Source organism: Pseudoalteromonas rhizosphaerae (assembly GCF_028885455.1).
GTDB classification, from domain to species: Bacteria; Pseudomonadota; Gammaproteobacteria; order Enterobacterales; family Alteromonadaceae; genus Pseudoalteromonas; species Pseudoalteromonas rhizosphaerae.
Genome location: NZ_CP118496.1, coordinates 909,376 through 928,424, shown reverse-complemented (window position 1 = coordinate 928,424; position 19,049 = coordinate 909,376). Strand labels below are relative to the sequence as shown.

17 protein-coding genes and 1 pseudogene are annotated in these 19,049 nt (G+C 38.9%); 10 read left to right on the top strand and 8 right to left on the bottom strand.

Features of this window, described 5'->3' with window-relative positions:
* Positions 1 to 158: 158 nt before the first annotated feature.
* Positions 159 to 1,169 (top strand): glycosyltransferase family 9 protein, encoded by a 1,011-nt coding sequence (locus tag PVK79_RS04105; protein ID WP_257325355.1) that lies wholly within the window; start codon positions 159 to 161, stop codon positions 1,167 to 1,169.
* Here the strand turns inward: PVK79_RS04105 and PVK79_RS04100 are convergent.
* The 5 genes from PVK79_RS04100 to PVK79_RS04080 form a co-directional block, all read right to left on the bottom strand.
* The gene (locus PVK79_RS04100) at positions 1,166 to 1,585 is read right to left on the bottom strand and encodes a group I truncated hemoglobin (RefSeq protein WP_145234724.1); all 420 of its coding nucleotides are present in this window, start codon (positions 1,583 to 1,585) and stop codon (positions 1,166 to 1,168) included. The two genes, PVK79_RS04105 and PVK79_RS04100, sit on opposite strands and share 4 nt — an antisense overlap.
* Positions 1,585 to 2,418 carry a DUF3034 family protein gene (locus PVK79_RS04095; RefSeq protein WP_145234722.1) on the bottom strand — a complete coding sequence of 278 codons (834 nt, stop codon included), beginning with the start codon at positions 2,416 to 2,418 and terminating at the stop codon, positions 1,585 to 1,587. Before PVK79_RS04095 ends, PVK79_RS04100 begins: the two co-directional genes overlap by 1 nt.
* A complete protein-coding gene (locus tag PVK79_RS04090) occupies positions 2,405 to 4,717 on the bottom strand; it encodes an EAL domain-containing protein (RefSeq protein ID WP_257325354.1) in 2,313 nt (770 codons plus the stop codon). Before PVK79_RS04090 ends, PVK79_RS04095 begins: the two co-directional genes overlap by 14 nt.
* Positions 4,710 to 5,369, bottom strand: coding sequence for a methylamine utilization protein (locus tag PVK79_RS04085; protein ID WP_425607875.1), 660 nt, complete (start codon positions 5,367 to 5,369; stop codon positions 4,710 to 4,712). Before PVK79_RS04085 ends, PVK79_RS04090 begins: the two co-directional genes overlap by 8 nt.
* A 163-nt stretch (positions 5,370 to 5,532) precedes the next feature.
* Positions 5,533 to 6,639: a phosphoribosylaminoimidazolesuccinocarboxamide synthase gene (locus PVK79_RS04080; RefSeq protein WP_145234716.1), complete on the bottom strand. Its 1,107-nt coding sequence runs from the start codon at positions 6,637 to 6,639 to the stop codon at positions 5,533 to 5,535.
* A gap of 508 nt (positions 6,640 to 7,147) precedes the next feature.
* On the opposite strand from PVK79_RS04080, the gene PVK79_RS04075 reads away from it, so the two are divergent.
* The 4 genes from PVK79_RS04075 to PVK79_RS04060 are packed head-to-tail and all read left to right on the top strand — an operon-like array spanning position 7,148 to position 10,693.
* The gene (locus PVK79_RS04075; RefSeq protein WP_257325353.1) at positions 7,148 to 8,221 is read left to right on the top strand and encodes a CDP-glycerol glycerophosphotransferase family protein; all 1,074 of its coding nucleotides are present in this window, start codon (positions 7,148 to 7,150) and stop codon (positions 8,219 to 8,221) included.
* A gap of 12 nt (positions 8,222 to 8,233) precedes the next feature.
* Positions 8,234 to 8,923, top strand: coding sequence for an ABC transporter ATP-binding protein (locus PVK79_RS04070; protein WP_145234714.1), 690 nt, complete (start codon positions 8,234 to 8,236; stop codon positions 8,921 to 8,923).
* Entirely contained in the window at positions 8,920 to 10,182 is a 1,263-nt protein-coding gene (locus PVK79_RS04065; RefSeq protein ID WP_182819856.1) for an ABC transporter permease, read from the top strand. The genes PVK79_RS04070 and PVK79_RS04065 overlap by 4 nt, the downstream gene beginning before the upstream one ends.
* A 10-nt stretch (positions 10,183 to 10,192) precedes the next feature.
* On the top strand, positions 10,193 to 10,693 hold the full coding sequence (locus PVK79_RS04060; protein ID WP_149983159.1) for a DUF3299 domain-containing protein: 501 nt from the start codon (positions 10,193 to 10,195) through the stop codon (positions 10,691 to 10,693).
* 72 nt (positions 10,694 to 10,765) lie between these two features.
* Here the strand turns inward: PVK79_RS04060 and mutM are convergent, their stop codons facing one another.
* Positions 10,766 to 11,575 carry a bifunctional DNA-formamidopyrimidine glycosylase/DNA-(apurinic or apyrimidinic site) lyase gene (gene mutM / locus PVK79_RS04055; protein ID WP_145234708.1) on the bottom strand — a complete coding sequence of 270 codons (810 nt, stop codon included), beginning with the start codon at positions 11,573 to 11,575 and terminating at the stop codon, positions 10,766 to 10,768.
* A 1-nt stretch (position 11,576) separates the two neighbouring features.
* A complete protein-coding gene (locus tag PVK79_RS04050) occupies positions 11,577 to 12,095 on the bottom strand; it encodes a hypothetical protein (protein ID WP_145234706.1) in 519 nt (172 codons plus the stop codon).
* A gap of 172 nt (positions 12,096 to 12,267) precedes the next feature.
* Between PVK79_RS04050 and PVK79_RS04045 the strand changes: the two genes are divergently transcribed.
* Positions 12,268 to 13,194, top strand: coding sequence for a manganese-dependent inorganic pyrophosphatase (locus PVK79_RS04045; protein WP_145234704.1), 927 nt, complete (start codon positions 12,268 to 12,270; stop codon positions 13,192 to 13,194).
* Between the two features lie 38 nt (positions 13,195 to 13,232).
* Here the strand turns inward: PVK79_RS04045 and PVK79_RS04040 are convergent.
* Positions 13,233 to 13,927, bottom strand: a pseudogene (locus PVK79_RS04040) (transposase).
* Positions 13,928 to 14,142: 215 nt separating this feature from the next.
* Between PVK79_RS04040 and nadC the strand changes: the two are divergent.
* The 4 genes from nadC to PVK79_RS04020 all read left to right on the top strand — a co-directional run bounded on the left by nadC (position 14,143) and on the right by PVK79_RS04020 (position 18,574).
* A complete protein-coding gene (nadC, locus tag PVK79_RS04035; protein ID WP_145235208.1) occupies positions 14,143 to 14,988 on the top strand; it encodes a carboxylating nicotinate-nucleotide diphosphorylase in 846 nt (281 codons plus the stop codon).
* Positions 14,989 to 15,524: 536 nt separating this feature from the next.
* Complete coding sequence (locus PVK79_RS04030) at positions 15,525 to 15,974, top strand: pilin (protein ID WP_257325352.1); 450 nt, start codon at positions 15,525 to 15,527, stop codon at positions 15,972 to 15,974.
* A 54-nt stretch (positions 15,975 to 16,028) separates the two neighbouring features.
* Positions 16,029 to 17,345 carry an O-antigen ligase family protein gene (locus tag PVK79_RS04025; RefSeq protein ID WP_257325351.1) on the top strand — a complete coding sequence of 439 codons (1,317 nt, stop codon included), beginning with the start codon at positions 16,029 to 16,031 and terminating at the stop codon, positions 17,343 to 17,345.
* Between the two features lie 2 nt (positions 17,346 to 17,347).
* Positions 17,348 to 18,574, top strand: coding sequence for a type II secretion system F family protein (locus PVK79_RS04020; RefSeq protein ID WP_257325350.1), 1,227 nt, complete (start codon positions 17,348 to 17,350; stop codon positions 18,572 to 18,574).
* The last annotated feature ends 475 nt before the right edge of the window (positions 18,575 to 19,049 follow it).

Genomic DNA, 19,049 nt, shown 5'->3' with positions numbered 1-19,049 from the left:
CTATACACACTGTAAATTACTTGAATTATCAAGAATAAACTAAAAAATATTTTTTCTACAATTATATACATTTATACTGGGCATTATATTGCAAACAATGTGATGCAAAGATGATTTTAAAATATCTTAATATTGACAGCTCTAAAGGCTAAACTTAGATGAAAAAAAATAATCAACAAATAGTAAGCAGCCAAATAACAGGCAATATTTTAGTAGTACTACCAAAATTTATTGGTGATGCAGTCAATTGCACACCGGCTTTACAACTACTTAAAGACCTTTATCCAACTAAAAGTATTATCTTATTTGTTAAGCCTCACTTAGTTGAGATATTTAAGCGCGATGCCAACTACTCAATCATAGTGGATGAGCACTTTAATAGTGAACAGCCAATCTCTATGTGGGCACAAGCTAAAATCCTCAAAAGTGCCAATGTAGGGCTTGCTGTTATAATGCGCAACTCGCTGTCTGAAGCAATACTTTGCTTTTTAGCAAGTATCAAATACCGAGTAGGTTATGCAAAAAATGGTCGCTCACCACTGTTAACACACAAGCTGAAATTAGACGAGAATCACCACTATATATTTCGCTACTGCCGACTTGTGAATGAGCCCCATGGTAATCCGTTTAGCTCTATACCAAAAACAGCAATCGTAAAAGAGCCGAGCCTGTTAATCCCTAAACAGAACAAAAAATCTATCGGGGTTTATTTTGGCGGAAAAAATAAAGGCTTTCGTCATTACCCTAATGAGCTTTCATTTGTTGCAATGGTTGATATAGCTAAAAATATTGACTGCACATTTTATATTTTTGGTGATAACGGTGAGCTTGAAGATACCCAACAATTACAAGAGCGGCTAAACCAGCAAAAAATTGACTCTGTCGTCCTTGCTGGGAAAACCTCGATTATTACTATGATAGACGCTATCGGTGAGCTTGATTTATTACTGACAATCGATTCTGGTCCCATGCATATTGCAGCTGCATTCAATATTCCTTTTGTTGCTGTTGTGGGCTTAGGTACTTCGCCATGGAGTGTTGTGGCACCCAAAGTAACTAATGCCATTACGTTAATTGCAAATGGCGATCAGCTACTTGAAAAAGATATTATTAACGAAATAAAACCACATCACGTCAGTGAAGGTGCTTTAAAGTTACTGGATCACTAAATCTTAATAATCTCGGTTCTCAGTGGTGCCATTTTCGCGAGTATTTTATTTTGCACTGTATGACTAATATTTTGTTCATTCATGGCATTAATTAACAAATCAACCACATGATTAAAGTCACCCTCCGTGATGTGCATGCCAGTATGAATATCAACCATACTATCACGCGTATATTCACAGGGCCCATCAGTTAGTACACACAAATGATTAATAAAGCCTTCACGGAAATGGCTAATATTTGCATGCTCAAAGTAATGAATAATTTGTTCGTCATTACCGATTTGATTAATGAAACTATCAACCAGTCTTTGTAGCCCTGCTTGACCACCAAGTTGCTGATACAACGTTAGATTTGAAGCCGATGAACAACCTGCTAAGCTGGCTATTAACACTATCGTTGTTAGTATTTTTCCCATTACCAATATCCTGTTACCGATAAGTACCAACCGGTTTGGTCTTTTGCCCCAGCAATACTACCTAAATCAAGGTATGCTGCAGTGACACTTACGTATTTATTTGGTATCCAAGCAACAAACACATCTTGCCAATCTTGCTCACCCAATCCGAGATTATTTGATTTTTGACGATACTCTATTCCAACAGCAACTTCTCGACTAAGAAAAATGGCAGTACTACCTTCAAATAAGAGTTTTTCATTGCTATTCGCCCCACCGTATCCGAGTAAGCCAAGCTGATTTGCTTCACTATAACGCGTGGTAACATTCCAAAACCAGTTATAACCTGCAATGGCCCCTAAATGTAGCTTGCTTGCAGCAAGGTAAATATCCGTACCGGAGGTATCCTTAGCCCCTACTAACATAGCGACTGCGCCATCATCAAGTGATTTATGTTGTACTCCCAAGGTAACTTGAGGCCAGTCACTATAAACAATATCACCATAGAGCCTAATCTTAACACCGCTGATTTCTTGTTCTATCTCGGTATTTAGCGCCGGCACAGCAAAGTTTTGCTGTGCATAGCTAAGCTCAACGCGATTAAATAAGTTAACTTGGGCACCGCATACATCTAAGCTGTAATCGGTAACATCGGCCCGACTACAAAAGCCATTAATAGAAAACTCATCTTCGCTGGCATAACCCGCAAGCTGCGCCCAAGGCACGATACCACCACCACCACTACCTTCTACTTGCGATACTCCTGGCGTTGCTAGCAGCTTGCCTTTTGAGGCAAAAGTATTAAATGCAGATAATGCGATAACAGTTAAACATAATAATTTAAGCTTTTTCATTATACTGCTCCAACCATTGCTCAAACACGTCTGCTTTGAGTGGACGACTTAGATAATACCCTTGCACATGATCACACTGCATTTTTTGTAGCAGCTCTAGCGACTCTAATGTTTCAACCCCTTCGGCTACCACAGAGAAGCCAAGCTGATGACCTAAGGTAATCGTAGATTCAACAATAAACTGATCTTTTTCAGATTCATCTAGTTTAAGAATGAAACACTTATCTAACTTCAGCTCGTCAATAGGTAACATTTTAAGGCGCCCTAGCGATGTTTGCCCAACCCCATAATCATCAAGAGAAATTTTGACACCGATTGCTTTCAAGTTTTCCAACGCTTGAATGCCCTTTTCTTCATTTTCAATCATATCGCGCTCTGTTAATTCAATCGTGATAAGCGCAGGTGCAACTGAAAACTGTTTTAATGTACGAATTAAATTGGAGTGAAAGCCGGGATAAGCGATATCTTGGGCTGAAACATTAATTGCAGCTTGCATATAAATGCCTTGCTGTTGCCAAAGTCCGACCTGTGCTATTACTGTTTTTACCACCCAACCGGTAAGGTCAACAATTAATCCCGATTGTTCAGCTAGGTCAATAAATAGCTCCGGCGATACCCAACTACCATCCTTGCGTTGCCAACGAATGAGCGATTCCACTTTATTGATTTGTTGTGTAGCGATATGTAGTTTAGGCTGATAGGTCATAAACAGTTGACCATCGTCATCATTAATCGCTTGCTTGAGCTCATCGATCATAATGAGCCTATCAAGATGCGCTTCATCCTCTCCAGGCAGGTAATAATGAATATTTTCATGAGCACTTGCGGCACTATCCACAGCAATTAATACCCGACGCATTAAATCATCCGCTTGTAACCCTTGCGAAGGATACTCCACCACACCAGCACTAAAACGTAAGTTGATTTTAAGCTTTTGAATAGTATAACCCGCTTGTAACTGAGCCATTAATCCGACTATGCCACTTTTAAGATTACGCCCTACACTACTAGGAAAAGCGGTTAAAAATTCATCACCACCAATACGTGCATGTAAACCACCAAACTCATCTGAAAACTCAGCAATACGTAAAGCCACAGCTTTTAAGCAGTCATCGCCAATACGAGCTCCTAGCTTATCGTTAATATGCCTAAGACCACGAATATCGATTGCCACTAAGGTGTATTCTTGATTTTGTTCAAGATTTTCGCTCAACACTTCCAGCATTGCAGAACGATTATAAAAACCAGTTAAAGAATCATGCTTTGCGGCAAAGCTAATTTGTTGTTCACGCTCTTGGATATCATTACCCATGTTCTTAAAAGCATCAATTAATGTAGCTATTTCATTGCTTTGGTTTTTACTCATCGCATCAACACTGTAGTTTCCTCGCGCAAACTGCCGCGCTAAACTCGCCAACTGTGATAACGGCATGGTTAAGTTTTTGGCCAATAAACTACTGGTAATAACACCGATAAAAATCGTTAAAGACGCAAGAATGACTAACGTGTAAAACAATCTCTCAAATTCACTGTAACTCTGCGTTAGATCAGCACTAAGCAATACATTAACGGGATGATCGTCAAGTGAAGGCAAATGTACATCGCGATTGCGATATACCAATTGTTCACCAAAAATACGTTTTGTGGTGGAATTATGAAAATACTCGTTTGGAATAAATGGGCTTGGACGCTCTAACAAAGAGCTTTTAACCAAATTATCGCTTTTAGCTATAAAGCTTACATCCATACCTGTTAAGTTTTTTAGTTCAACCGCAACCTCATCATCAATTTTAAAACCGACTAAACTGTAGGCGATAGTACGCGGGGCTTTAACTGGTAGTAAAATGACTTGATACAATTGTTCGTGTAGCACTACAAAACTAGATTGCTCGGTATTATTGAGCAACTCATTCATTAATTCTTGTAAGTTATTATTAAAATCTTGCTGTTTATTAGTAGAAATTAACTTTCCTGACAGATCTAGAAGCAGCATTAAATCAGCATTGATTCGCTGACTATGATTATACAATGCGCTACTAATGGTATTTGCATCTTTGGTAGCAACCGCTTGTTTAAAGCCAAAATCAGCAGTCAGTACTTTTGCAGCTGTGAGCAATAAACTTTCTTTTGACGCTAGGTACTGCTTATAGACATTTTCAGCCACATTAATATCTTGGGTGACCTTTTTTTCATTAAATTGACTCGTCGACCACCAAAAACTAAATAAGCTCACAACAGTAGTTAATAACACTAAGCCTACACATAAAACAGTTATGCGATTTTTTAAACTATTAGTCATTCCCACCCTTAAACTTACTACCAAAAGTATTACGTGGCTTAGGCTCAGTTGTTTGCAGTGTCACTTGTAAACTATGAGGTGAATTTACAGCTAACGTTAAAGGCTGTTTTGCTTCGAGTGCGTTCTTTTGTAAAGCATGCCAAATAGTTAGCTGTACTGGCAAATTTAGGCCACTTAGTTGCACATTCCCATGCTCATCACTTTGATAAACATCAGCGCTTTTCGCAACATAAATATACCCTAGCATAGAATCATGGATATTACAGCCAAGTACCACAACCCCTTGATTTTCAAATGTAATCGGATTTTCTGGTTGCCCTGAATATAACTTTAACTGAAATGATTTAGCTTCAGAGAAAGAATACACATGGTGGCGAATATTATCGCTATTAGGAAAGTTCACTTGCTGCCCTTGATGAGCAATCAAAAGTGTTGGTGAAAACTGCTTATCTACTTGATCCATTATCAGTACAGGTAACTGCTGCGATAATTTTTTATTGCTTTTGCTAGCAATTTCTACAACTGCATTGGTGAGAGGCTGCCCATATTGATCAACGATATTGAGCGTAACATCTTGTGCATAACCTTTACTTGCAAGCGCCATTGCGAAAAGAGTTATAACGCTTTTTGTTACCATTACTTGCAATCTCATTTGGTCATCCCCTGCTGTGCGAACACTAACATATGAGTATCTCTAATTAATCTTAGGTTAAGTTAATTAGAGACTGACTCTAAATGCAAGAATAAAAGCCCAGTAACTATAAATAATAGCAAAACTCTAAGCTTTTAAAATGGTGCAAGTTGATTACTAGTAATTAAGCATTAGAAATTAAACCATATTGCCCGTCTAAAATGGCAATTACTTCACTACGCGGATCTGTTGGAATTAAAATATCACGACCCACAATTTTGCTAGCGATACCTACATAAGTATCAGAAACAGCTAACATAACCGACTCAGGTAAAATGTAATCTTTTGCTAGTTGCTCACGTTCAAGCATGCGATCTTTATTCAATAACACATCACTATCAGGCACATTATTAATTAACAATTGGCGGAACCCTTCTTTAGAGTTCTCAACAATTTTACCATCACGATACGCAGCACCATCCCAAATTCTTGATGAATCAGGCGTCCCAACTTCATCGATATAGATTAGTTTATCTGTACCATCAATATCTTCTACATAGCCAAACTCAAATTTTGTATCGACAAAGATTTGATCTAGTTTACCTAGCTCAGCACTAATTAAAGCAAAACCCTCAACAAGTAATTTCTCGTATTGAGCAACATCATCTTCGGACTTAAAATTAAACACACTCAAGTTATTAGTTATGTTTTCACGGGTAATATTGACATCATCCACCGCAGGAATATCTGCAACGCCAGTAATAATACCTTTTGTTGATGGCGTAATTAACACATCGTCTAACTTTTGATTAGCCGTTAAGCCTTCAGGTAATTCTAATCCACAGAAATTACGTACACCTTTACTGTAATCACGCCACATGCTGCCCGTAATGTACTGACGAGCAATTGCTTCTACTTTTACTGTACTGGCTTTACGTACAATCCACACATACGGATGCGGAATATCAACAATGTGATTCCCTGCAAGGCCTGCCTGATCAAATAACTTAAACCAATGAGCAGCAACTGTGTTTAATGCGACCCCTTTACCTGGCACGCCATTTAAACCATTTTCGCCTTGCCATATACAATCAAATGCAGAGATTCGATCCGAAATAATCATGATGGCCAGCTCAGTACCCTTTGGTACTTGGTAAGCTTTTTCGCTGATCAAACGTGTACTGTCTTCGTCTGTTAACCAATAAACTGAACGTACTTTGCCACTGTGAACTGGGCCCTTTGTGCGTATTGGTAAGTCATCGTTTACGTCTAAAACTTTATAGCTAGTCATGCTATCTCCGAGTATATGGCACGCCCTGTAAGGGCGATCGTATGGGTATGGGGTTATAAGCTGCTAATAATAATCGAGACCGAAGGAAATCACAATTAAAGCGCCACGGCAAACTCCAAAAATCGAGGTAACTGCTTTGCATAAGTTAGGGTCTGTTTATCTTTTGAGGTTGATTTTGCAGTAGTGCGTTTGGTTTCTAGGCAAGGCAGAGCCTATATAGTGTGATTATTCACCATAAATGCTAAACGGACTATGCCTGGTGGCGATTAACTCTTTATTGCTTACATAGAGGTAAGTAAGCGGCGTGGGCGGAGCGCAGAAGCTTTGCTCGACTTTTACTTTGGCCACATTTCGCGCCGCGATGAAATCGCCCCTAGATTGAACAATCTTTAATCCTGAAAGGTCAACAGACCCAATATAAAAAAAGAAACTGATAATAAAGGTAATACAATTTTGCTGTTACATGAAAAAAAACGCTATAATATTCAAGTTATTCTAGGAGGTGCAATTGGATTATTTAGCAGCAACAAAGCAAAAAAAATATTTAATGTATATTTCACAAAATTATTCCTATGCTATTTTGCGGCCATTGCAACGTGAAATACTAGCTCATGATGGCCAAGTACGTTGGTTTTTAGAAGGCAATGATGTCAATCCCGATTTTTTAGCACCGGACGAGCAAACCCTCACGTCTATATCAGAAATAAAACAGTGGCAGCCTGACGCTGTTTTCGCACCTGCGAATATTATTCCTACCTTTATTCCGGGGTTAAAAATTGCTATTTTTCATGGTTTTGATGCGGGAAAGCTAAACAGTAGAGGCCAAAATGATCACTTCAAAATACGTGGCTGTTTCGATTTATACTGCACTCAAGGGCCCAATACAACGGGCCCATTCCAACAATTAGAGAAAGAACATAGCTTTTTCAAAGTGATCGAAACCGGCTGGCCAACACTTGATGCTTTTTTTAATCAAGTGTTTGAAAGCCCATATATTGATGCTAATGATCCACGTAAAACACTCTTAATTTGTTCTACATTTTCGAAACGCCTCTCCTTAGCCCCGAAACTTTATGAACAGATTAAATCTTTTAGCGAGCAAGGTAAGTGGCGTATTTTAATGCAGTTTCATCCAAAAATGCCTAGCGGGTTAGTCGCTAAATACCAAGCGCTTGAAAATAATAACCTGACCTTTATTGAAACCGATAATGTGTTACCACTGCTGCAGGCTGCAGATGTCATGTTGTGCGATACATCATCAATTTTACTAATGTTTATTTTGCAACGAAAACCTGTGGTAACTTTTTGCAATCAAGCCCCGGGCAAGCACCTAATTGATATCACTGATCCGGATAAAGTTGAAGCAGCTATAGATTACGCACTAACACACCCACAACCATTGATGGCTGAGATTAACGCTTTTTGCCAACAACTTCATCCCTACCAGGACGGCTTATCGAGTCAACGTGTACTTGCTGCGACCAATGAATTAATATTGACCAATCCAAAACTTAAAGCCAAGCCTCTAAATTTAATTCGTAATTTAAAGATGCGTAACAAGTTAAATTATTGGCGTTGGTAGAAATAGGTCGCAATGATAACCCTTACTGATCTAGTTTTTAAATGGCAAAAACAACAAATCAATCCAACCATCGCTATTAATTCCCTTGAGATTATACAGGGTGAACATGTGTTTTTGCATGGCCCTAGCGGCTGTGGTAAATCCACTTTATTATCGTTACTTGCAGGCATTAACCGCCCTACATCAGGCCAACTGAGTATTTTAGGCTGTGAACTGGGTCAATTAAGTAAAAGTAAATGCGATAAGTTTCGCGCTGAGCATATTGGGTATATCTTTCAAAATTTTAATTTACTACCTTACTTATCACCGATTGATAATGTCACATTAGGTTGCCAATTTTCAAAGCCACGGCAAAAAAAAGCATTAATCAATAGTCCAACCCTTAATCAAGAGGCCTCAAGGCTATTAAATGCACTGGGCTTAGACGAGCAATTACACCAACAAAATGTCGCTAGCTTGAGTATTGGCCAGCAACAGCGAGTCGCGGCGGCGCGCGCCTTTATTGGCAGCCCCGAATTGATAATTGCCGATGAGCCAACGTCTGCTCTTGATGCAAACAATCGCCAGTCCTTTATCAACTTACTTTTTACACAAGCAAATGAAGCGAATAGCACCTTACTTTTTGTCAGCCATGATACCAGCTTACAACCGCTTTTTAATCGCAACATTGATTTACTGTCGCTACAGGAGCAAGGTAAATGATCCTCTTAAAACTTGCTATTAGTAGCTTATATAATCGCCGCGCTAGTGCATTCTTAACTCTGTTTACTATTGCTGTTAGTGTCATGTTATTGCTGAGTATTGAGCGAGTACGGGTTGATGCCAAAAGTAGTTTTAGTAATACCATTTCTGGTACTGATCTAATTGTTGGCGCTCGTACCGGAGATATACAGCTGTTATTGTCTTCGGTTTTTCGCATCGGTCATGCTAATAATGGCGTTAGCTGGCAAAGCTACCAATATATAAAACAGCAACGCGGCGTCAACTGGACCATTCCGCTATCACTAGGAGATAGCCATAAAGGCCAAGCGGTACTGGGCACCTCCGCTGATTATTTTCAACATTATAAATTTGCTAAAAAGCAGCAGCTTAGGTTTAGCCAAGGCCGCGCCTTCGCCCATTTAAATGAGGTCGTACTGGGCGCGCAGGTAGCAGCCAAGCTAGGCTATTCGCTGGGTGATAGTATCGTTATTTCACACGGTATGGGTAATACCAGCTTTCATCATCATGATGATAATCCTTTCACTGTGGTTGGCATTTTAGATGCGACAGGCACGCCAGTTGATAAAACCCTACATATTCCATTAGCGGCTATTGAACTGATCCACAGCGGTAACCACACCAGCCATGAACATGAGCATGAACATGAACATGAACATGAACAGCATGATGATCTAACAGGCGAACCTAAGCAAATCACCGCGTTTTTAGTGGGTTTTGATTCTCCGCTTTATACGTTACAAGTAAGGCGTAATATTAATCAGTACAAACCTGAAGCGTTGCTTGCCATCATGCCTGGTGTAACTTTGCGTGAGCTATGGGAAATGCTGACAATTGTTGAAAAAATCTTGTTGCTGTTTTCTATCGTAGTGGTACTCGTGAGTCTGCTAGGCATGCTAACGACCCTATTGGCCAGCCTTAACCAACGCCGCCGCGAATTGGCCATTTTACGCTCTGTCGGTGCGCGTCCTTGGCATTTATTCACATTGATCAGCATAGAATCACTACTGATAACCTTTTTAGGTTGCCTAGTAGGTTGTGGGTTATTTTATTTATTAATGTCTCTTGCCACAGGTTACTTGCAAAGTAATGCCGGTATCACAATCACCATTGCGATGCTATCGAGCTATGAACTGGTATTGATCGGCGCTATTATGGCGGCCGGCTTTATCGTTGGTTTGATACCAGCCACCCGCGCCTATTTTTACTCATTGTCTGATGGCATGAGCATTAAAATTTAAGAGGAATATCATGCAGTACTTTCAAAAGCTCACTTTGCTTTGCTTAGTTATTTTTAGCTTTGGTTATAATTTTAGTAGTTATGCCAATGAACCAAAAGAAATTTTTTGGGAAGATTTAATTCCTAAGGGACATGTACAAATAGATACTCAAGATCAAGCTAGCCATGAAGGTACAGAGCAAAATTGGGTGCAACCTGATCTAGATGCACCAATTGTTAAGGAACTCAATGGCCAATCAGTCAGCTTACCTGGGTTTGTAGTACCTCTTGAAGGTGACAGCGAAATGATTACTGAGTTTTTATTAGTGCCTTACTTTGGTGCTTGCATCCACGTGCCACCACCACCACCGAATCAAATTGTTCATGTGACAATTAAAGGCGGCGTGCCAATTGAAAGTTTGTACGATGCCATAGTCGTTACCGGCGTCATCAGCACTGAAACCTGGAGTGGCGACATTGCACAAGTGGGCTATAAAATGACAGCCGTCGGCGTTGCACCGTTTGAGCTGTAACTCAGATACATACCTCAGGCGTGTTGTTCCCAGTGCTGCAAATAGCAGCTCTCAAGTGCAACATGCCTTAACTTATTTTTGGCATTGACTACAGTACACTGTACTACGTTGCCCTAAACGAATTTCTGTTAATGCTTTCTTACATACCATACATGGCTCACCTTTGCGGCCATAAACTAATAACTGTTGTGCAAAGTAACCTGGTTTACCATCACTTTGGGCAAAGTCTTTTAATGTCGTGCCACCTTGAGTGATAGCCGCAGCCAAAGTATCTTTAATAATAGGGATTAATTGCTGATAGCGCGCTTGTGATACTTTTCCTGCTTCACGTTTTGGATGAATACCGGCCTTAAAAAGAGACTCGTTAGCGTAAATATTACCCACACCAACCACCACAGCGTTATCCATAATAAATTGTTTGATTGGCACTTTCTTATTTCGTGACTGCTCATATACGCGCTTAGCAGTAAATTCATCAGTGAGTGGCTCAGGGCCCAGTTTGCTCAGTAAGCTATGACATTCTCCGGGCGCTTGCCATAAACAACAACCAAATCGGCGTGGGTCATTTAGTCTCAATGCTTTACCGTTGGCAAATATAAACTCGATATGATCATGCTTTTTTAATGGCTCATTTTGTTCAACAACTCGTAAATTACCCGACATACCTAAATGCAAAATAATGCTGCCCAGTTCACACTCAAGTAGCAAATACTTTGCCCTACGCTCAACAGCTAAAACAGCTAAGTTAGCGATTTTGTACACATCATCCGGCACAGGCCAACGCATATTCGGATTATGAATATTCACCTTTGTAACTGTTTGCTGCAAAATATGTGGGGTGATCCCCATTCGGCTAACTTCAACCTCTGGTAATTCAGGCATACTATTTAGGCTCACTTTGTGAAAAATTAAAACTAGGGAATAAACGCTGCGCAGTTGCTTTATCAAGTGATAACACGCGCTGGTTGCTTTTATCTAATAAATAATAGCCTTGTGGTGCGCTATATAATTGATACAACCAAGGAAGTTGCTCGCCTGCCAACCATACGGTTGCTACAGTCAAAGCTGAGGTATTGTGGAATGCTTGCTGATTATCAGCGACCGACAATTGCATGCTCTGCCATTCATTTACTAATGCCACAAGGTTTGCTGTTGTTGCTTGCCAAAAACTAGCAGGTGCATTATTGATTAATGCAGTGGCGCGCCAAGAAGTGCCTATGCGCTCTATTTTTTGATCGGGAAACTCTAGAGCTAAAATAAAGTTTTGCGCTGGCAATACACTTTGCACACTAGATTGTTCTGAACCACTGTTGAGTTTTGTATGTAATCCATTAAAAAAGAAAATCATCAACAGCATGGAAAAAATAACCACATTATTCCAGCCCCTGCGACCTAACTGCATTTGAGTTCTTCCTAAAAGATTCAATTAGTTAAAGTGTAACCAAAAACATATAAAAATGGCAGTTGAATTTTTTAACTACTGTTAAGACTGAATATTACAAAAAATCACCAACGCGAATGTGTCAAAGTTAAATTACTTTGCTAAAATACGGCAAAATTTAAGGAGTTCCGTCATGTCAATGTATGTAGTGGGTCATAAAATCCCAGATTCAGATTCTATTTGTGGTGCAATCGCACTCGCATATTTGAAAAACCAAATCGAAGAACCAGCAATTCCAACTCGTCTTGGTGAAATATCACCTGAAACGCAGTTTATTCTTGATAAATTCGGCTTTGAAGCACCAGAGCTAAAATTAAGTTATGCCGGTGAAGATGTTTACATCGTTGACCATACCGAAAAAACGCAAGCACCTGATGATATCGATCAAGCTCGCGTTGTTGGCGTTGTTGATCACCATAAACTAGGCGATTTAACCAGCTCTACACCTCTTGAATGCTGGATCCGCCCTGTTGGCTGCTCAAACACGATCATTAAAATGATGTATGACTTCTACAATGTTGAAATTCCAAAAGACATTGCAGGCATCATGATGTGTGCAATTTTAAGTGATACGGTTATTTTCAAATCACCAACCTGCACCACAGCTGATATTAAATGTGTTGAAGCGCTTGCTGAAATTGCCGGCATCGAGGACTTTAAAGAATTAGGCATGGATATGTTCCGTGTTAAGTCAGCGGTTGAGAATACTCCAGCGCGTGATTTAGTAATGCGTGATTTTAAAGACTTCAACATGAACGGTAAACTAGTTGGTATTGGTCAATTAGAAGTTATCGATCTAGCGGTATTTGATGATATTAAAGCAGACCTTGAAGCTGATATTGCTAAGCTTAAAGAAGAAGGTGGACGCCACTCGGTATTCTTATTACTTACCGACATCATGAAAGAAGGCTCACAAATGCTGATCGTATCTGACGATGCAACACTAGTTGAAAGTGCTTATGGTGTAACGCCCAAAGACGGAAAAGTATGGCTAGACGGCGTACTGAGCCGTAAAAAGCAAGTAGTACCACCACTGCAAGATGCATTTGCAAAGCTATAGGCGGTATGCTCTCCCCCCGATAAAGTAGACACGGGGTTTTAATTCATTAATTCGTATTGCATGGGACTCACATTGCCTAGCGTGCCATGCACTCTCACTGAGTTGTAGTAATTTTCAATATAAAAACGACTTTGTATCGTCATTTCACTACGACTCAGTTCATTTAAATTATTCATCCATTCTTTTTTATACTGAGCAAACTGATCCCTGCAGTTTCACTTTCTCGACATGCTAATCGTTACATGCCGTGCTCTTTATTACTTTTTTCAAAAAGTGAAGTAATAAGTCATTTTTGCTAGCTCGTTGGTTTAATGACTATTTCAGCCATTTGTAATAGCAGGCTTTAGACACCGACAGCCATATACATAATTTACATACCATCTTTTTTAGTATTAGCTGCTTGATAAATGTACTCAAACCTTATTCTTTTCGATTGTCGAAGTCGACCTTCGCCTTTTTTTAACACGTCGTTCTCCAACTTCGCATCCTATAGTTGCTTCTCAAGATTGCGTACTTGACGTTTCAGATCTTTATATTAATGCTTTGGGCCCTTTATTTTTAAGTGGTTTTGGTGTTTTACTTGAGGTCATTTTACTTCTCCAGCTAAATAGCATCTCGGGATGAATACCGTATTTTTTGCAACCATTTTGACTGTATCATGGCTAACTAACGACTCTTGCACCACTTTTCTTTTAAATTCTTCTGTATTTTTAGGAAACTCTTTTACTTTCATGGCACCTGGCTCCTAAATAGATGTCTACTTTTATGGAGCCTAATCAGTAAGCCGCAAAAAATAAAATAGAGCGAAGCTATATCAAATGCTTTTCATTAAACTGTGACTACATGTTCAGGTTGTAGTATTAAATCACGCTTAAGGCTTATAACTTCTCTTTCACTTTCAAACCATGTAAAATTTGCGCAATTTCTTAATTATAATGAGCTTTTATAATGTCTATCCCACACAGCCTTTTAAGCCAATTGGTTAAACTTGCCCTTGATGAAGATTTAAATTACCAAACAGCCGAACAAGGCGACATCACCGCGCAATTAATTCCAGCGGCGCAGCACGCTAATGCCAAAGTGATCACCCGTGAAGATTGCGTGTTTTGCGGAAAAGACATTATCTTAGAAGTATTCAAACAAGTTGATCCGAGTGTAGCAGTTAATGTATTGGTAAATGATGGTGATACAGTTAAAGCTAACGATACCTTATTTACAGCAATAGGTTCTGCCCGCGCTATTTTAACAGCCGAACGTACCGCACTTAATTTTGTACAAACCTTGTCAGGTACAGCCACCACCACAGCGCATTATGTAAAAGAGCTCAGTGGCACCAACACCCAACTACTCGATACCCGTAAAACTATTCCGGGCCTACGTGCATTACAAAAGTACGCGGTCAAATGTGGCGGTGGCGCAAATCATCGCATTGGCTTATTTGATGCGTTTTTAATTAAAGAAAACCACATTGCCGCCTGCGGTGGCATCGATAAAGCCGTAGCGCAAGCAAAACTTAATCATCCAACTAAACCAGTAGAAGTAGAAGTCGAATCACTTATTGAGCTAGATCAAGCCATTACAGCCGGTGCTGATATTATAATGCTGGATAACTTTAGCGTTGAGCAAATTCAACAAGCAGTGGTACTGACCGATAAGCGCGCTAAATTAGAAGTATCGGGTAATATGACCCTAGAAACACTGCGCACCTACTCACAGGCTGGGGTTGATTTTATATCCAGCGGGGCACTTACAAAAAATTTACAGTCAATCGATTTATCAATGCGCTTTGAGTAATAATCAAACTAAATAACAAATATTATGTTTCCCTAATGCGTTGACAAACTGATTAAAAAAGCATTAAATACGCCGAAAGGCTTACACTGTAACAAAATGTTAATTTTAGTGCTTTATATAATACGAAATAGTGCTAATGTAAGCTTCTAGAATGAATGAATTAACTTTCAACCAATTCTAAAGAACTACTTTCAGGTATTGTTTTACACCGCACGGCTACTTTGATGAAAGCTGTGAGTTAAATAAACAACATTAATACCAAGTAGTGGGTGAAGAAAGTTTTTAAAATTCGATGAAATGCAGTTAAAGCCGCTTTCAATCAGCTGTTTTAGTGCTAAAGTAGATCTAACAGAGTAATTTTAATAGTTGCTAAAACCTAACCAGCAGTATTTAGCTAGGCACTGGGTTAGGTATTAGTAATTTAACGATTTTAAAAAAACCGTAAGATAAAGCAGTTACAATAGCTAACGTGATTACACACTTTACTAACATAATTTATTTAGCTTACAAAAAACACTATCCTTTAGGAGAGGAACATGGAAAAAATGACACAACAAAGTCAAAAGGGTTTTACCCTAATTGAATTAATGATTGTAGTAGCAATCATCGGTATTTTGGCAGCAGTAGCGTTGCCTGCGTATCAAGATTATACGGCTCGAGCTAAAATGAGTGAAGTTATAACTTTCACAGCATCGGCTAAAACAGCTGTTAGTGAATGTATTATATCAACTGGGAGCTCTGCAAGCTGTACTTCCAATAAAGCGGTAGGGTTAGATGAAAATATCTCCTCTCCATATGTTACTAGTGTGGCAGTTGGAACTGCAGGAAAGATAACTACAACAATTAAAGCTATCAATTCAGATTTAACTGGAGCTACACTAACTTTAACTCCAAACACAACAAATAAAACAAACATTAGCTGGACTTGTGAAATAAGTGCAGCGACGTTAAACAAATATGTGCCACAAAACTGCCGTAAAAGCTAATTAGTTTTTAGTCAAAGAGAGGAGCTCTTAAAAGGAGCTCCTCAATCTATCAATATGATAAAAAAAATATCCCATACAATAATTCCCTCTGTATTTTTAATTTTTTGTTTAATTCCATTTATTGATGAGTATTTTTTGGGTCTATTTAATGAAAAAAGAGCCTTTCAATCTATACTCCTTATTTTATGTGCCTTACTTTATTTTCATTCATTCAAATTAGAAAAAAAATCGAAGCTGATTTTAGTTTCAGTTCTATTCATTGGTTTAATAAGCACACTTTTAAGCGAAAACTTATTATATTCAAGCTTGAGCTATCTTCACGCTACAATGCTAATAAGCCTTGTTTTTTTAGGTTATAAAATAAAAGATAATAACTCTATTTTATTTTATACGATATTTTTCTCTAACGTATTTTTAGTATCTTATTCATTACTTAATTATTCTTTTTTTATTCTATCAAGTGAGGCGCCATTTCCTGATGGCGTTTTATATGGTTTCTATAACATTCGATTTTTTAATCAATTTCAAGTCCTAAGCATACCCTTTGTCATCTATTTTCTTTCACACTCTAAGTTACATAGAGTTGCCAAAGTCACTCTGACTTTTAATTTCTTTTTGCTACTTTTCAGTAGCGCGCGAGGGGCTTCAATAGCAATTTTGATAACAACTTTAATTTATTGCTATTTCATAAATAGAAGCATGGTAAAAGAGATACTCTTTTATGTATTAGCTGCTATTTTATTATTTTTACTTCATTATTTTTATCTTAGTTTTTACCACTCATCCGAATATATAATAAGAACTGGTAGTTCAAAAAGATACGAGTTATGGCTAGAAGTTATCAACAATATAAGCTTTAAAACACTACTTATCGGTAATGGCCCTGGTGGGTATAAATCTGAGACTTTCGATTTTGGCCACCCCCATAATAGCATCCTTCAAATATTGAATAACTGGGGGGTAATTGTTTTATCTATTACTGTTTGGTTTATATATAAATTAATCACTCACTCACTAGCCTTCATTAAGAAAAACAAAGGTAACAATGAGTTTTTAACCTGTTTTACTTCATTCGTAAGCTTACTAATTTACTCACTAGTCAGCGGCGTGATAGTCATGCCAATTCCGCAGACTTTTTTATTTGTTTTAGTTGGGATTTTACTTGGGTATTTAGGTTATAATCTATTTGAAAGAAAAAATAACACACATAAAAAAATAGCACTAATTATTACATTCACAATATCTTTACTTTACGCGGCATTAGTTATACTGAGCTACAGCTGTTTAGACCCTAAACCATACGGCCCTAGCTTTTGGTCTAACGGACAATTATCTTTTGAAAATTGTAAACTTACTTACTTCGAGGATTAATAATGGCAAAGCAACCGGACAAAAAAGGATTTGATACTTTTGAATGGGTAGGCGTGAGTGCTCGCGGGAAGCGCCTTGAAGGCGAAATGACAGGCGCAAGTATAGCTTTAGTCAAGGCCCAATTACGTAAACAAGGTATCACACCCTCAAAAGTTAAACGAAAAGCCAAGCCTTTGTTCGGCGTGCGTATGCAGGCTATTACGCCAAAAGATATTGCTTTAGTTACGCGGCAAATTGCCACTATGTTAATGGCAGGTGTTCCCCTTATTCAATCAATCGAAATGATAGGCACCGGGTCAACAAACAAAAGCGTTACAAAGCTAATGGAAACCGTCGGCGATGAAGTAAAAGCAGGTGGTGCTTTATCTGATGCACTGCGTAAACACCCTCGTTATTTTGATGACTTATATTGTGATTTAGTTGCCTCTGGTGAACAATCTGGCGCGCTGGATAAAATATTCGACCGCGTTGCCCTTTATAAAGAAAAGTCAGAAGCACTGAAATCAAAAATTAAAAAAGCCATGTTCTACCCTATTGCTGTATTAGTAGTGGCTTTAATCGTAACCTCAATCCTGCTTATTTTTGTAGTGCCACAATTTCAAGATATTTTTGCTGGTTTTGGTGCAGAACTCCCTGCATTTACTTTAATGGTCATTGCCATCTCTGAGTTTATGCAAGAATACTGGTGGATTATATTGATTGCGCTCTTTGGTTTTGGTTACGCTTATAAAGAAGCACTACTAAAAAGTAAAAAACTACGCGATGCCACCGATCGCGCTATTTTAAAAATGCCGGTAATTGGTATGATTTTAAACAAAGCTGCAGTGGCACGTTATGCCCGTACGCTTTCGACCACTTTTGCGGCCGGTGTACCACTGGTTGATGCACTGGACTCAGCTGCTGGCGCTTCAGGTAACGCGGTTTACCGTTATGCTATTTTAGATATTAAAGCCGAGGTAAGCTCAGGTAATCAAATGAACTGGGCTATGCGTAATTCAAAAATATTCCCCGATATGGTGATACAAATGGTAGCCATAGGTGAAGAGTCAGGCTCTTTAGATGGTATGCTGGCAAAAGTCGCCACTATTTATGAGCAAGAAGTTGATGATGCAGTAGATGGCCTATCGAGCTTATTAGAGCCGCTTATTATGGCGGTACTCGGCGTACTGGTTGGCGGTTTAATTATTGCCATGTACTTACCTATTTTCCAACTTGGTGCAGTTATATAAAAGCTGTAAGCTGTAAGCTGTAAGCTGTAAGCTGTAAGCTGTAAGCTGTAAGCTGTAAGCTGTAAGCTGTAAGCTGTAAGCTGTAAGCAAGAATGCTCCTAATTTATATTAAGCAATGCAACATCTTTTTTATTTAAGTGATTTATTCACCACAGAGATTAAGAGACGCTGCGCTTTAGAGAAGTAATTGTAAAAATAGGTGCTAAGAAGTGGCTAGGGTGTATTCGAAGCCCTTGGCGCTTTTCTCATTTACTCTCATTCACTGCTCTTTGTGCAGAAAGGTTTTTGATTGTGGACATTACTTGTAGGCGAGAGGCTTGCCACCGCGAAAATAATCTCATTGTCGCGAGATAAACTCGCTGCTACCAATGCGTAGGCGCGGGGTTACCCCGCGCAATTAGATTCAAGTTCTATCAGTGATTAATTCACCACCGAGAACACAGAGAAGAAATAAGTGATTTTTTACTTTGGTCTC